13 protein-coding genes are annotated in these 14835 nt (G+C 69.3%); 5 read left to right on the forward strand and 8 right to left on the reverse strand.

Features of this window, described 5'->3' with window-relative positions; genetic code table 11:
* Window positions 1–164: 164 nt before the first annotated feature.
* From F0U63_RS44780 to F0U63_RS44800, 5 genes are all read left to right on the forward strand, one after another.
* Complete coding sequence (locus F0U63_RS44780; protein WP_395840878.1) at window positions 165–1211, forward strand: NAD(P)-dependent alcohol dehydrogenase; 1047 nt, start codon at window positions 165–167, stop codon at window positions 1209–1211.
* A 59-nt stretch (window positions 1212–1270) separates the two neighbouring features.
* On the forward strand, window positions 1271–2293 hold the full coding sequence (locus F0U63_RS44785) for a lipopolysaccharide kinase InaA family protein (protein ID WP_395840880.1): 1023 nt from the start codon (window positions 1271–1273) through the stop codon (window positions 2291–2293).
* A 37-nt stretch (window positions 2294–2330) separates the two neighbouring features.
* The gene (locus tag F0U63_RS44790) at window positions 2331–3302 is read left to right on the forward strand and encodes a VWA domain-containing protein (protein WP_395840882.1); all 972 of its coding nucleotides are present in this window, start codon (window positions 2331–2333) and stop codon (window positions 3300–3302) included.
* Window positions 3299–4651 (forward strand): adenylosuccinate synthetase, encoded by a 1353-nt coding sequence (locus F0U63_RS44795; RefSeq protein WP_395840884.1) that lies wholly within the window; start codon window positions 3299–3301, stop codon window positions 4649–4651. Before F0U63_RS44790 ends, F0U63_RS44795 begins: the two co-directional genes overlap by 4 nt.
* A gap of 419 nt (window positions 4652–5070) precedes the next feature.
* Window positions 5071–5541, forward strand: coding sequence for a DUF4328 domain-containing protein (locus tag F0U63_RS44800; protein ID WP_395848525.1), 471 nt, complete (start codon window positions 5071–5073; stop codon window positions 5539–5541).
* 22 nt (window positions 5542–5563) lie between these two features.
* Here the strand turns inward: F0U63_RS44800 and F0U63_RS44805 are convergent, their stop codons facing one another.
* From F0U63_RS44805 to F0U63_RS44840, 8 genes are all read right to left on the reverse strand, one after another.
* Window positions 5564–6868 carry a UDP-glucose dehydrogenase family protein gene (locus tag F0U63_RS44805; RefSeq protein ID WP_395848526.1) on the reverse strand — a complete coding sequence of 435 codons (1305 nt, stop codon included), beginning with the start codon at window positions 6866–6868 and terminating at the stop codon, window positions 5564–5566.
* 21 nt (window positions 6869–6889) lie between these two features.
* Window positions 6890–7963, reverse strand: a complete 1074-nt coding sequence (locus F0U63_RS44810; protein WP_395840886.1) for a glycosyltransferase — start codon at window positions 7961–7963, stop codon at window positions 6890–6892.
* Window positions 7964–7981: 18 nt separating this feature from the next.
* Window positions 7982–9088: a glycosyltransferase gene (locus F0U63_RS44815; protein WP_395840889.1), complete on the reverse strand. Its 1107-nt coding sequence runs from the start codon at window positions 9086–9088 to the stop codon at window positions 7982–7984.
* Window positions 9085–10224, reverse strand: a complete 1140-nt coding sequence (locus tag F0U63_RS44820) for a glycosyltransferase (RefSeq protein ID WP_395840891.1) — start codon at window positions 10222–10224, stop codon at window positions 9085–9087. The genes F0U63_RS44815 and F0U63_RS44820 overlap by 4 nt, the downstream gene beginning before the upstream one ends.
* A gap of 18 nt (window positions 10225–10242) precedes the next feature.
* Window positions 10243–11364: a glycosyltransferase family 4 protein gene (locus F0U63_RS44825; protein WP_395840893.1), complete on the reverse strand. Its 1122-nt coding sequence runs from the start codon at window positions 11362–11364 to the stop codon at window positions 10243–10245.
* Between the two features lie 16 nt (window positions 11365–11380).
* Window positions 11381–12466 (reverse strand): NAD-dependent epimerase/dehydratase family protein, encoded by a 1086-nt coding sequence (locus tag F0U63_RS44830; RefSeq protein ID WP_395840895.1) that lies wholly within the window; start codon window positions 12464–12466, stop codon window positions 11381–11383.
* Window positions 12463–13584 (reverse strand): NAD-dependent epimerase/dehydratase family protein, encoded by a 1122-nt coding sequence (locus tag F0U63_RS44835; RefSeq protein WP_395840897.1) that lies wholly within the window; start codon window positions 13582–13584, stop codon window positions 12463–12465. The genes F0U63_RS44830 and F0U63_RS44835 overlap by 4 nt, the downstream gene beginning before the upstream one ends.
* A gap of 294 nt (window positions 13585–13878) precedes the next feature.
* Entirely contained in the window at window positions 13879–14808 is a 930-nt protein-coding gene (locus F0U63_RS44840; RefSeq protein ID WP_395840899.1) for a Gfo/Idh/MocA family protein, read from the reverse strand.
* Window positions 14809–14835: the final 27 nt, after the last annotated feature.

Genomic DNA, 14835 nt, shown 5'->3' on the forward strand with positions numbered 1-14835 from the left:
TCCCGGTCCTGAGCGCTCGCACGTATAAGAACGCGAGCACTCACCCCCCCACATTCTTTCAGGGCACCGCGCCAGAGGTGCTCGTTAGTGTCGCGTGACGAGCTCGGGTCCGAGTCGATCCGGCGCATGCCGTGTGGTCCTTCACCCTTCAGAGAATCTTCCCCATGCCGACCGTTCAAGCCTACGCCGCCCCCAACGCCAAGGCCCCCCTGGCCCCCTTCTCGTTCGAGCGCCGCGAGCCCGGCCCTCACGACGTGCTCATCGACATCCTCTTCTGTGGCGTGTGCCACTCGGACATCCACACGGTGCGCGACGAGTGGGGCAAGGCGAAGTACCCGCTCGTGCCCGGCCATGAAATCGTCGGGAAGGTCGCCCAGGTGGGCCAGTCCGTCACCCGCTACAAGGTCGGCGACTCCGTGGGCGTGGGCTGTTTCGTGGACTCCTGCCGCGAGTGCGACAACTGCAAGGCGGGCGAGGAGCAGTACTGCGACCGGGGCATGGTGGGCACGTACAACGCCAAGGATCGCCACGGCGCCGTCACCCAGGGTGGCTACTCCACCCGCATCACGGTGGACGAGCAGTACGTGCTGCGCATCCCCGACTCCATCCCGCTGGATCGCGCCGCGCCGCTGCTCTGCGCGGGCATCACCACCTACTCGCCCCTGCGCCACTTCGGCGTGAAGGCCGGGGACAAGGTGGCCGTGGTGGGCCTCGGCGGGCTCGGCCACATGGGCGTGAAGCTCGCCAGGCAGATGGGCGCCGAGGTCACCGTGCTGAGCACCTCGGAGAAGAAGCGCGAGGACGCGCTCGCCCTGGGCGCCACGCACTTCGCCGCCACGTCCAACCCGGACACGTTCAAGAAGCTCGCGCGCTCCTTCAACTTCATCCTCGACACCGTCTCCGCCACGCACGACTACAACGCCTACCTCAACCTGCTGAAGGTGGATGGCACCATGGTGCTCGTGGGCCTGCCCGAAACCCCCGTGCCCCTGGCCGCCGCCCCCCTCGTCTTCCGCCGGCGCCGGCTCGCCGGCTCGCTCATCGGCGGCATCCGCGAGACCCAGGAGATGCTCGACTTCTGCGGCAAGCACAACGTGGCCGCGGACATCGAGGTCATCCCCGTGCAGAAGATCAACGAGGCCTACGAGCGCATGATCAAGAGCGACGTGCGCTACCGCTTCGTGATCGACATCGCCAGCCTGCGCAAGTGAGCCGGCTCGCGCGGTGAGCGGCTATCCTCGGGGGCCGTCGCCCCCAGGAGAACGCCCCAATGGCCGAGCGCGTCGTGAAGTGCCCCCAGTGCAACGCCCCCCTCGCTCCGGGGCGCTTCGCCCGCTCGGCCGTCTGTGGCTACTGCGGCACCACCGTCCAGATCGACCCGAGCGCCGTCTCCGCCGCGCGCTACCGGCGGGCGCTCCAGGAGTGGAACGACCCCGCCAGCCAGGGCTACTCCCACTGGTGGACCGTCGGCACGGGCCATTGGGCGCCCGGCCCGCTCATCGCGCGGGGGGAGGTCTCGGATGTCTACGCCGCCGAGCGGGCCCGGCGGCCCACCGAGCGCGTCCTGTTGAAGGTGCTGCGTGACCCCGAGCACGCGCCGCTGATGGAGCACGAGTGGAGGATGCTCGTGGAGTTCCAGGGGGCCCTCGGGCACGAGGCCCCGGCCTTCCTCACCCGCGTGCCCCAGCCCGTGGCCCACGGCACCCTGAGTGGGGGACCGTACGAGGGCCGCCAGGCCCTGCTCGTGCGCCAGGCCGCTGGCTATCTCCACACCTTCGAGGCCGTGCGCCGGGTGCATGCCTCGGGCGTCGATCCGCGCGTGTCCGTGTGGATGTGGCGGCGCATCCTGGAGACGCTCGCGGTGCTGCACCGCGCGGGCTACGTGCACGGCGCGGTGCTGCCCCCGCACCTGCTCGTGCAACACGGTGAGCATGGCGTGCGGCTCGTGGGCTTCAGCTGCGCGGACCGCGTGAAGGGAGGCCGCCTGCGTGCCGTCTGCACGCGCTACGAGGACTTCTATCCCGCGAGCCTCCTGGACTCCCAGCGGCCCACGCCCGCGGACGACGTGCGGATGAGCGCCCGGTGCATCATCGCGGTGCTCGGTGGAGATCCCGTCCGGGGCACCGTCCCCCGCTCGGTCCCGGGCGCCCTGGCGGCCCTCCTCGAGGGCGCCGCCGTGGGAGCGGACGGCGAGGGAACGCGGGACCTGGCCTGGACACTTCGCGAGCGCGTTGGTGAAGTGAGCGCCGCGGTCCACGGAAGTCCGGGCTTCCATCCACTCGTGATGCCCTGAGTCCGTCCCCGGCCGCCAGACGCGAGGAGCACGCACCATGGGGTACGGCAACTACAGCAACCAGGCCCACGAAGCCCTCCTGAAAGACCGCGCCCAGGTGCCGGTGCAGGAGGTCTTCCAGCAGCGCAAGTGCCACCCGCTGATGAACCCCAAGGGCCTGCGCGTGCGCGAGTGCCGCGACAGCGCCGAGCACCCCAACTCCCTGGGCATCGTCTTCGCGCTGGACGTCACGGGCTCCATGGGGACCATTCCCAAGCTGATGGCCACGGAGCTGCTGCCCAAGTTCATGAAGGTCCTCACCGACTGCAAGGTGGCGGACCCCCAGTTGCTTTTCATGGCCGTGGGCGATGCCTACAGCGACGAGGCGCCGCTGCAGGTGGGCCAGTTCGAGTCCACCGCGGAGCTGATGGATCAATGGCTCACCTGGAGCTACCTCGAGGGGCGTGGCGGCGGCACCGGACTGGAGAGCTACGAGCTGGGCCTGTACCTGCTCGCCGAGCACACGGCGATGGACTGCTGGGAGAAGCGCCAGAAGAAGGGCTACCTCTTCATGACGGGCGACGAGCTGCCCTATCCCGCCCTGTCCAAGCACATCGTCGAGAGCCTCATCGGCGACCGGCTCGACGAGGACCTGAAGGTCGAGGAGATCGTCGCCGAGCTGCAGAAGACCTTCGTGCCCTTCTTCGTCATCCCCGACGTGAACCGCCGCGCGAAGTGCGAGCCGCGCTGGCGTGAGCTGCTCGGCGACCATGTGCTGTGCATGGAGTCCGCCGAGGACATCTGCTTCGTGTCCGCGGGGGCCGTCTGCCTCTACGAGGGGCTCGTCCCAGACATCGACGGCCTGGGCCGCGTCCTCCAGGAGGCGAACGTGCCCCGGCCGTCCGTGCACGCGACGCTGCGCGCCCTGACGCCGCTGGCCGAGGCGCTCGGCCGCTCGGGAGGGCCCACGCTGGCGGGGGCCCCGCCGTCCGAGGGAGTCCTGCAGCGGCTCGTCCGCCTCATCAAGTGAAGGCTCCGGGCAACCCGCGGCGCGCCTCCATCGTCATCGACCTGGGCTTCGGGGACGCGGGCAAGGGGCTGATGACGGACTACCTCGTGCGGCGCGACCGGGCGTCGCTCGTGGTGCGCTACAACGGCGGCGCGCAGGCGGGCCACAACGTCGTCACCTCGGAGGGCCGGCACCACACCTTCGCGCAGTTCGGCGCGGGGACGTTCGTCCCCGGGGTGCACACCTTCCTCGCCCACCCCTTCCTGCTCCACCCCACCGCGCTGCTGCTCGAGGGCGAGGCGCTGCGCGCCCAGGGCGTGGGAGACGTGTTCTCGCGCCTGCGGGTCAGCGAACGCGCGCGCGTCATCACCCCCTTCCACCAGGCGGCGAACCGGCTGCGCGAGCTGGCCCGCGGTGACTCCCGGCACGGCAGTTGTGGCGTCGGCGTGGGGGAGACCGTGCGGGACGCGCTCGCCTGGCCGGAGGACGCCGTGCTCGCGGGAGATCTGCGCGACGTGCCCCGGCTGCGGCGAAAGCTCCAGCGCATCCGGGAGCGCGAGCACGAGGAGCTGCGGGCCCTGGGAAGCTCCCTCCCCGACAGCCCCCAGGTCCAGCGCGAGCGCTCCCTCTTCGAGGCCGAGGGCGTCATCGACGCGTGGATGGAGCGGGCAACGCGGCTGGAGACACTCGGACTCGTGGCCCCGGACACGCTGCTCGCGCGCTGGATGGCCGAGGCCCCCGCCACGGTCTTCGAGGGAGCACAGGGCGTGCTGCTCGACGAGTGGCGCGGCTTCCACCCGTACACCACCTGGTCCTGCTGCACCGCGGACAACGCGCTCGGCCTCATCGCCGAGAGTGGCGTGGACCTGGAAATCGAGCGGGTGGGCGTGCTGCGCGGCCACATGGTGCGCCACGGCGCGGGACCGCTGCCCACGGAGACGGAGGAATTGCGGCCGCTGCTCTCCGAGCACAACACGCTCAATGACTGGCAGGGCCAGGTCCGCTATGGCTGGTTCGACGCGGTGCTCGCCCGGTACGCGCTCGATGTCCTGGGTGGAGTGGACGTGTTGGCGATCACCCACCTGGATCTGCTCCGTCGGCTGCGCACCTGGAAGGCCGCGGCGCATTATCAGGACAGCCCCGTCACCCGGTTGGCCGTGGAACCGAATCCCTCGCTCGAGGGGCAGGCCGCGCTCACGCGATGGCTCCTCCACGTGACGCCCGCGCTCGAGGAACGCGAGCCCCGGGAGAACCTCGTCCTGGAGCACCTCGAGCAGTTGCTTGGCCGGCGAGTGGACCTCGTCTCAAGGGGGCCTCGGGCGGAGGATGTCGCTCCCTCGCCCCTCAGTGTTACCGCGCACGCTTGTTGATGGAGATCTGGACCGGCGGGTTGGTGGGCATCAGCCAGGATGCGCGGTAACTGTAGCTCGCGAACCCGGGCACGACGCCCAGGCCGGTTGACCCAACTCTCGGACTGCTCTACTCAATCGTCATGGTAAGTATTTCCGATGCATCATCCTCGCTTCGGCCCTCGTGTCCTGTTCACTCAGAGTTGGTGGCAGTAAACGCGTGCGAGCGCTGTGGGCGATACTTCTGTTCTCATTGCATGAGCAGTGGCGAGCGCTGCCAAGAGTGTCTCCGCCGGTACGTGGCGGCGAGCCCTTCGTCGGAGGCTCGCGCCCGGCGGGCCACGCTGTCCCTGCGCATGGTGGCAGTTCTGGTGGTAGGCGAGATGTTCCTCAACCTCTGGGCAGTGCTAGTGCCCGGTGCGCGTGAGTCCCTCAGGACAATGGAAACGCTTGCTACCATTGCGATGTTTCTGACTGGCGTGGGTTTGGTTCTCTTTCCTCTAACGACTGTCGTCTACTTGATGTGGATGCAACGGGCCGTCCGGCAGATGAATGCATGGGGTACCCATGTTGGAGCATCGCCAGCATGGGCCGTGGGTTGTTGGTTCGTACCATTCGTGAATCTCGTCAAGCCGCTCCGCATCATGCAGGGTATTGTTGAGGGACTGGGGGGCAAAGAGCTGGCTGCCTCACTGCATCTGGGCGTAATGTGGAGTGCATTCCTTCTATCCCGAATTCTGACCGGGATCGCCCGGCGCCTGTCGATGCCCCTCTTGCCCCCGTCACTCGCTCTCAGGGTGTACCTGATCGAAATCGGCTCGTGGGCGTGCACCCTCGTCGCGGCAATCCTCTGCATCCGGATGATCCGTGCGGTGCAGGTGCGGCTCGAATCTCGCCGGAGTTGGGCCTGATCCATCAGGAGCACCCCGCCGCTCAGGCGGAGGGCCGACCGATGCCGAAGTAGGTGAAGCCTTCCTCGCGTGCGCTCCAGGGATCGATGACATTGCGGCCATCGAAGATCGTGGGGCTCTTCATCGTCGCCTTGAGCCGCTTCAAGTCCGGGTGGCGGAACTCGTTCCACTCCGTCACCAGGAAGAGCGCATCGGCCCCTTCCGCCGCCGCGTAGCTCGTGGGCGCGTACAGCACCCGATCGCCGAAGTAGCGCCGGGCGCTCTCGATCGCCACCGGGTCATGGCATTGCACCCGCGCGCCCTTGCCGAGCAGGCCCTCGATGAGCTCCACCGAGGGCGCCTCCCGCATGTCGTCCGTCTTCGGCTTGAACGCCAGACCCCACACCGCGAAGGTTCGCTCGGACAAGTCGCCAAAGTGTTTCAGCGCCTTGGTCAGCAGGCACCGCTTCTGCCTCGCGTTGGTGTTCTCCACCGCGCGCAGCAAATCAAACTCCAGCCCCATGTCGCGAGCAGTGGCCGTCAGCGCCTTCACGTCCTTGGGAAAGCAACTCCCGCCATAGCCAATCCCCGAGTGCAGGAAGGAATAACCGATGCGCTTGTCCGCGCCCATTCCCTTGCGCACCTGCTCCACGTCCGCGCCCACCTTCTCGCAGAGCGCGGCCATGTCGTTCATGAACGAGATGCGCGTGGCGAGCATCGCGTTGGCCGCGTACTTGGTCAGCTCCGCCGAGCACGGATCCATGAAGATGATGGGATTCTCCGTGCGCACGAAGGGCGCGTAAAGCTCGGCCATGAGCTTGCGCGCCCGCTCCGAGCGCGTGCCGATCACCACCCGGTCCGGCTTGAGGAAGTCCTCCAGCGCCGCGCCTTCCTTGAGGAACTCGGGGTTGGACACCACGTCGAACTCACACCGGGTGTGGCGGGCGATGACCTCGTGCACCTTGTCCGCCGTGCCCACCGGCACCGTGCTCTTGTCCACGATGACCGTGTACTGCTTCAGCGCCCGACCCACCTGCTCGGCGGCGGCGAGCACGTATTGCAGATCCGCACGCCCCGTCTCTCCCTCGGGCGTCCCCACGGCGATGAACACCACCTGCGCGGGACTCACCGCGCCCGCCAACTCCTCGGTGAAGTGCAACCGCCCCGCGGCCATGTTGCGGCGAACCAGTTCCTCCAGGCCCGGCTCGTAGATGGGCACCTCGCCCCGCTTCAGCGCCTGGATCTTCCTCGGGTTGACGTCGATGCAGGTGACTTCGTGCCCCGACTCCGCGAAGCAGGTCCCCGCCACCAGACCCACGTACCCCGTGCCAATGACCGCGATCTTCATCATATGTTCCGCCTCTCTTGCCTAGGGCTTGCGTCCTGAGTTCACCGACCGGGTGTAGTCCTCCAACGTCTCCGCGCGATGCGCCGCCGTGTGCGCGGCCAGCACCCGGGCCCGTGCCTTCCGGCCCAGCTCCTGGCGCTCCGCCTCCGGCACCTCCTGGAGGTAGCGCCGCGTCTCCTCCCCGGAGCGCGAGATGAGGATCTCCTCGCCCGGCCGGAAGAAGGTGTCGAGCCCCTCCCACGCATCGCTGATGATGGGCACCGCGCACGCGGCGGCCTCGAACAGCCGCACACTCGGCGAGTAGCCCGCGCGCACCATGTCCGCCCGGGTGACGTTCAGCGTGAAGCGCTGGGAGTTGTAGAACGCGGGGTGCTCGGGCGGAGCCAGGTGCTCCACGCGCGCCACGTTCGCGGGCCACGCGATGCCAGCGGGGTACCGCGGTCCGGCGACCACGAAGCGGCACGAGGGCAGCGCCCGCGCCGCGTCGAGCATCAAGTGATCCAGCACCGGCTGCCGGTCATCACTGTACGTGCCCAGATAGCCCAGGTCCCAGAGCGGCTCGCGCGTCTGGGGCGCGTACAGCTCGGGGTCGCAGCTACAGTAGAGCGGCCGGGCCGCGGGTGAACCCAGCTCGCGCTCGATGCGCTGGAGCAACGGCCCTCCCGTGAAGGACAGATAGAGCGCGTAGCCGGGAATCAGCTCGGGCGAGAGGTATTCGAAATCCCTCCGCGCGAGCTTCGCCAGCGTCACCGGCGTGTCGATGTCATAGAAGGCAGACACCCCCCGGGCCGTGCGCTGCACCCAGGCGCCCACCTCCACACCCTGGGGCACGTACGAGCCCACCACGACCAGGTCCGCGCCGCGCACCGCGTCCGTGAAGCGATCCTTGAGGTCCACCAGGTCCGCGTACAGCTCGGTGCGCCCATGGGGCGGCCGGGGCATGTCGCGATTGGAGGCGTACCAGGGCACGTCCCGCTCGAGGAACAACACGTCGTGCCCGCGCCGCACCAGCTCGCGCACCAGTCCCCGATAGGTCGTGGCGTGTCCGTTGCCCCAGCTCGAGGTGATGGACAGACCGAGAATGACAATCCTCATCCGCTGCGTCTCCATGGCTCAGGCCACCCGCTCGTGAGCACCGGTGGAGGGAAGACCCAGCACCTCCTCCACCTTCGAGGCGCGATGGGCATACGTGTGCTCGGACAGCACACGCTGGAGCGCCGCCTGGCCGATGCGCCGCGCCTCGGGCCCGCTCAGCGCGCGCACGTGCTCGGCGACTTCCTCCCCCGAGTGCGCCACGAGGATTTCCTTCCCGGGCTCCAGGAACAGCTCCACGCCCTTGAAGGCATCCGTGATGATGCAGGCCCCCGCGCCCGCGGCCTCGAACACCCGCGTGGCCGGTGAGAAGCCGAAGCGGGCCATGCTGTCCCGGTTGATGTTGAGCACCGCGCGCGCCGAGCAGTTCAGCGCGTTGTGGTCCTGCGTGTAGACGTGGCCCAGGTACTTCACGTTCTCCGGCAGGGCCCGGTCGCCCCAGCCGCTGCCCCCCAGCAGGAAGCGAGAGCCGGGAAGGAGGCTCGCTGCCTTCAGGAAGAAGGCCTCCACGCGCGCCTCGCGGTCCGGCAGCCGGTTGCCCAGGAAGGCCAGGTCCCCCTCGAAGCGCGCCTCCGCCGCCACCGGGTGGTGGGTGCGTGGATCCAACGCGTTGTAGATGGGCACGCACTCGCGCGCCCCGAGCGCCCGGTAGGCCGACGCCACCGGCTCTCCGCCCCCGTATGTAAGGATGTGATCGTAGCGAGGCACCAGCGCCCGGAAGGGATCTCCCGGCTCCTTCTCCATGCGCTCGAGCGTGGCCGGCGCGTCGACATCCCAGAACACCACGTGGTTGCCCGGACGCCGCAGCTCCAGCACGCGCGCCTCGAGCAGGGCGTCGAACACGCCCACGCCGCTCGCCTTCACCACCACGTCCGCGTCCCGGGCCTCCTCCAGGCAGCGCTCGAGCGCCTCGGTACCTTGCGCGGAGTAGACGACCACGCGCGCCCAGTCTGGATCCGCCATGTCGCGGTGCTGCTGGCGCTCGTAGGCATCCGGCTCATAGAAGGTGACGTGGTGCCCGCGCTCGTGCAGCGCGCGGATGATGCCACGGTAATAGGTGGCCGCTCCGTTCCAGTAGGCCGAGACGAGGCTCGAGCCGAAGAAGGCGATACGCGACCCCTTGCTCATGGGGTGCTCCTCTCCCGCGCCAGCGGGTGACATTGTGAAGCGCTCAGGCCCAGGGACTGGCAGATGCGCAGAAGCTCCTCCACGCGGTGCCCACAGGTGTGGCGCGCGAGCACCGTGCGCCTGCCGTGCTCCGCCAGCTCGCGGCGCAGCCCCTCGTCGGCGAGCAGCGCGCGCAGGTGGCGCCGCATGTCCTCTCCATTGGCGGCGACGAGGAAATCCCGGCCCGGAGTGAAGAGCCCCTCCACGTCCGACCAGGGGGCCGACACCAGGGGGATACCGCAAGCGAGCGCCTCGAAGGGGCGGATGGTGGGAATGCCAGGCAATGCCTGGGTATAGGGCCGGCGCGGCACGTGGACCGTCACGCGCGCCTGGGCGAAGGCTTGGGGCACGCGGTGATTGGGCAGCCATCCCGCGTACTCGATGCCCGAGGCGGCGAGCGCCTCACGCGCGGCGTCCGGGTAGCGCACGCCATACACCCGCGCCTTCAGGCCGAGCGCCTTCACCGGCTCCAGCAGGAACTCGTGCAGTTCCGCGGTGCGCTCGCCGTCGCCCCAGTTGCCCACCCAGACGAGCTCCCTCTCCACCGCCAGATGCGGCAGGGGGTGGAACACGCGCGTGTCCGCGGCCTCGTGCCACGTCCAGGCACGCGCGGCCCAGCCCTGCTCCAGGTAGATGCGCCGGATGACGTCCCCGAAGGCGAGCACGCCGTCGTAGTGCGTGAGTTCGTAGCGCGCCATCTCCTCCCGGGCGCTCACGCCGCGGTGGTGGGTGTCATGGAAGAGCAGGCGGAAGGAGCCGCCCGCCCGGCGCCGCTCGCCCAGACGCCGCACCAGCTCCGGCGGGCTCCACTCATGGACGATGACGAGGTGGGCCCCGTCGAGCACGCGATCCAGGTCGAGCACATCGGGCGTGTAGCGCTCGGGACGCGCGGCCGGGTAGACGGTCCGCACCTCCTCCAGCACCACCGCCCCACCAGGCTCGGCCAGGAGGTTGCGCAGGCTCCAGGCGTCCTCGGGCTCGAGGACCCGCACCTCGTGGCCGCGCAGGGTGAGCTCCGTCACCACGCCGCGCAGGAAGTGCGCGTTGCCATGGTTCCAGTCGGACAACAGGGAATGACAGAAGAGAACGATGCGCATGAGGAAGCGAGGGGGCCGTCAGGAAGCATGTGGCGCGGGGGAAACCCACGCCTCGGAGGGCCGCGCGCGCAACGCGGCGTAGAGTTCGAGATAGGCCTCCACCATGCGGCGGGGCGTGAAGGTGAGCGCCCGGGCGCGGGCCGCGTGGGCCAGGTGCTCCCGCTCGTCGGGGTGGGCCATCAACTCGCGCAGCGCGCGCGCGAGCCCGTCCTCATCGTCCGGATGGACGAAGCGCGCGGCCTCGCCCCACACCTCGCGCAGGCTGGGGATGTCCCCGAGCACCAGCGCGCACCCGGCGAGCGCGGCCTCCAGGATGGACAGCCCGAAGGGCTCATAGCGCGCGGGCAACGCGTAGATGGCCGCCCTCGCCATCCACCCGGCGAGCTCCCCTGGCGCCAGTGTTCCGAGCGACTGCACGTGCGGAGCCCGGGCCCTGCCGCCACCTCCCGGGTGCTGGACTTCCCCCGCGACGCGCACGGGAAAGGGCAGCCCCGGCGCGACCGCGTCCAGCGCCGCCAGGTTCTTGGCCTCGTCCCACAGCCTTCCGGCCGCGAGCACGAACTCCTCCTTCGGGCCGGGAGGATAGGCCTCCGCCCGCCGCGCGTTGGGAATGACGCGCGTGAAGCGCAAGGGACCATGGAGCCGCTCGGTGGCGGCGAGCATGGCGGCGCTGGGAGCCACCACGCACGCCGCCGCGCGCAGCCCCCGCGACACCTCGCGCCGGTAGTGCGCGTATGGCTCGGGGGCAGGCTCTCCCTTCACCGCCTCCCACCAGGAGAGGACGCACGAGTGCGCCACCACCAGCGCCGGCGTCCGCCAGGGCAGCGAGCCATGACAGAAGCCATTGAGGTGGACGATGTCGGGAGCCAGCGCCGCCTCCAGCTCAAGCAGCCACTGCCCGGAGGCGCGTACGTCCTCCCAGGGCTCGTCCATCCACTCCAGCCGGTAATGACTCTCATGGAGGGTGAGGTTCGACAGTTGCCGTGCCTCGCGCCACTGCGCGGCGGACACCGATGCCCCCAGCGTCGCCAGGTCCACCTGGATGCCCTCGTGCCCGAGCGCGCGGCACAACTCCAGGGCATAGGCCCACACACCACCGACAGTGTCGGCGGTCATCAACACCCGCTGGACCGTCGGCATCAGGACACCTCCCGGTTCATCCCGCGTGGACCGCGACCGCGGTGCTTGTCATTGCCAGCTCTTCCAACCAATGGAGGAGCCGGACCACCCCTTGCTCGACTCCCACCCGCGGCGCCCAGCCCGTGGCGGCCTGGAACCCGCGGGTGTCGGAGACGTAGTAGCGCTGATCCCCGGTGCGCCAGTCCTCGAAGCGGATCTCCGGCTCCCGCCCGGTGTGCCGGGAAATCAGCTCGAGCAACTCCAGCAGGCTCACGGTGCGCTCCGGGCCACCACCGATGTTGAAGGCCTGTCCCCGGAGCTGCTCGATGTTCGTCTGCGCCAGACGCATGGCGCGCACCAGGTCCTCCACGAAGAGGATGTCGCGCACCTGCATGCCGTCCCCATAGAGGGTGATGGGCTGGCCCGACAGCGCCCGGAGGAGGAAGTGCGCCACCCAGCCCTGGTCCTCGGTGCCGAACTGACGAGGGCCGTAGATGCAGCTCATCCGGAACACCGCGGTGCGCAGGCCGAAGGAGCGCCCGTAGTCGAGCACGTACTGGTCCGCCGCGCCCTTGGAGCAGCCATAGGGGCTCTCGAAGTCGAGCGGGCAGCGCTCGCTCAGGCCCTGGGCGCGGAGGTCCTCGTCCCGGGGCACGTAGCGGCGGCCCTCCTGGACGAATTCCATCCCCGGCAGCCCACCGTAGACCTTGTTCGTCGAGGTGAAGAGCAGCGAGGCCGGCTCCTGCATGCTCCGCAGGGCCTCCAGCACGTTGAGCGTCCCGCGTGCGTTCACCTCGAAGTCGTGCACGGGGCTCTCGAGGCTGGTGGTCACCGCCACCTGCGCCGCGAAGTGGAACACCTCCGCGGCGCCCTGCACCGCCCGCCGCACCGCCTGCTCGTCCAGGACATCGCCCACCGTCACGTCGAGCAGCGAGCCATGACGCTCCTCGAGCCAGCGCAGGTTGCGCTCCACGCCGGCACGCGAGAGGTTGTCGAAGATGCGCACCTGGCGGCCCTCGCGCAGGTACTGGTCCGCCACGTTGGAGCCGATGAACCCGGCGCCTCCGAAGATGACCACCTTCCCGCCGTGACCGTTGCGTTGTCCCACCCGCGTCGTGCTCATACGGTCAATCCCCGAGCCTCGAGTTCCGCCTTCGCCTCGGCCACGCGATCCGTGGCCACCTGCCCCTCGAGCCATTGCGCCAGCTCGGCCAGACCCGTCTGGAATTCCACCTGGGGCTCGTAGCCCAGCAACTGGCGGGCGCGGGTGATGTCGGCGAAGCAGTGGCGGATATCACCCATGCGGTACTTGCCCGTCACCGCGGGCCGCAGGTGCGGCAGGCCCATCACCTCGCCGAGCGCCCGGGCCACCTCGCGCACGGAGACGCAGCGCCCGCTGCCGATGTTGATGACATGGCCGGGAGCGTCCTCGGACTCCATGGCCAGACGGCAGGCACGCGCCACGTCGTGCACGTTCACGAAGTCGCGCTGCTGCATCCCATCCTCGAAGAGGAGCGGCGCGTTGCCATTGAGCATCCGTGACGCGAAGATGGCGAGCACCCCGGTGTAGGGATTGGACAGCGCCTGGCGCGGGCCGTACACGTTGAAGAAGCGCAGCGCCACCGTGGGGATGTTGTAGGCGCGCCCGGTGATGAGGCACAGCCGCTCCTGGTCATACTTGGACAGGGCGTACACGGACGACAGCCCCGGCGCCTTCGTCTCGGGCGTGGGCAGCGGCGAGAGCTGCTCCCCGTTGGCGCCGCGCAATTCCCAATCGCCCGACTGGAGTTGATCCAAGGTTCGCTCCGTGCCGGGCACGAGCCGTCCATCCGTTGCGCGGAAGAGCCCTTCGCCATAGATACTCATGCTGGAGGCGACTATCAGCCGTTCCACGGGACGAGCGATGAGTGCTTCCATCAACACCGCGGTGCCCAGATTGTTCACCGAGGTGTAGTGCGCCACCTCGTACATGCTCTGGCCCACGCCCACGGCTGCGGCGAAGTGATAGACCACATCCACGTCCTCGAGCGCGCTCCGCACCGCATCGCGGTCCCGCACGTCGCCGATGACCAGCTCCACGTCTGGGTTCAGATAGGACGGACGCTCCCGTCTCTCTCCGTGGACCTGGGGAAACAGCACATCCAACGCCCGGACGTGATAGCCCCGCGCGAGGAGCTCATCCGCCAGATGAGATCCAATGAAACCCGCGCCCCCCGTGATGAGTACTTGCTTGCGCCTCATGCTCCCTCCCAGACAGATGCCGCGTGAGCCATTGCGGCTCAATGACTCACGTCAGTCGTGGCGTGATGGTTTTGTCCTAGGACAAAGGCGATCTACACCGGACTCACTGCCCCTGGGACAAGGGATTGAGAACACCGCGCGACATCCGTCGGAGAAGCGACATTTTACAACGTCCAAAGTCGTGCAGCCGACCCTACTTCAGATGTCGTGCTTGGAAACCACGGCTTCAGTCCACCGCGGAGACGGAGGGTGGGAGTCCGAGAACGAGGACACCTCGGGCAGCAGCCCGCGCGTCTATCCGTAGATGCGCTCGAGCGCGCCCGCCACCTGGACGAACTCCTCGGACTCCGGCTCGAAGCGGGCGCCCTGGGCCAGACGGGCCACCCAGTCCGCCGCGGCCCGGCCGCCCCACTCCTCCGGCGGCTCGGTGAGACGCTCGCGCGAGGTCCCTCGGAACAGGTCCGCCGTGAAGTCGTAGAAGGAGCCGTTCACGTTGCGGAACGACGCGCCTCCCCGGGTCCCATAGAAGGAAGCCTCGATGACCGCGTCGCACCCGGCGGACAGCTTCCAGGAGCACGCGAGCTGGACGGCGGTGCCCGGGGCGAGCTCCAACTGCGCGGCGGCGAAGTCCTCGACGGCCTCCGTGCGTCCGGAGAGGGGGCGGCCCTGGGCGAAGAGCTGGCTCGTCACGCGCCGCACCTCGGGAAAGCCCAACACCCAGAGCGCCAGGTCCACCAGGTGGATGCCCAGGTCCATCACGCACCCGCCGCCCGAGAGCCTCGGATCGTAGAACCACGCCTTGTCCGGGCCATAGGCGTTGTGGAAGACGAGGTTCACCGCGTGGATGTCACCCAGCGCGCCCGACTGGATGTGCTCGCGCAGCCGCCGCATCCCGGTGGTGAAGCGATAGCTGAGGTCCACGCCCAGCAGCCGGTCCGCCGCGCGCGCGGCGTCCACCACGCGCCGCACCTCCTCCTGGGTGCGGCCGAGCGGCTTCTGGCAGAACACGGCCACGCCCCGCTCCAGGGCTCGCACGGACTGCTCGGCGTGGAACGCACTGGGCGTGGCGAGGACCACCCCATCGAGCCCCAGGTCCAGCAGCGCCTCGAGCGAGTCCACCCGCACGCAGCCCGGCGCGAGACGCGAGGCCTCCCGGGCGGCGGCCTCGCTGGGATCCGCCACGCCCACCACCTCGGCCCGCTCCGCGCGGAGGATGGCCTCCATGCGGTGGCGTCCAATCCAACCCACGCC

It is taken from the genome of Cystobacter fuscus (genome assembly GCF_044360685.1).
Classification (GTDB): Bacteria; Myxococcota; Myxococcia; order Myxococcales; family Myxococcaceae; genus Cystobacter; species Cystobacter fuscus_C.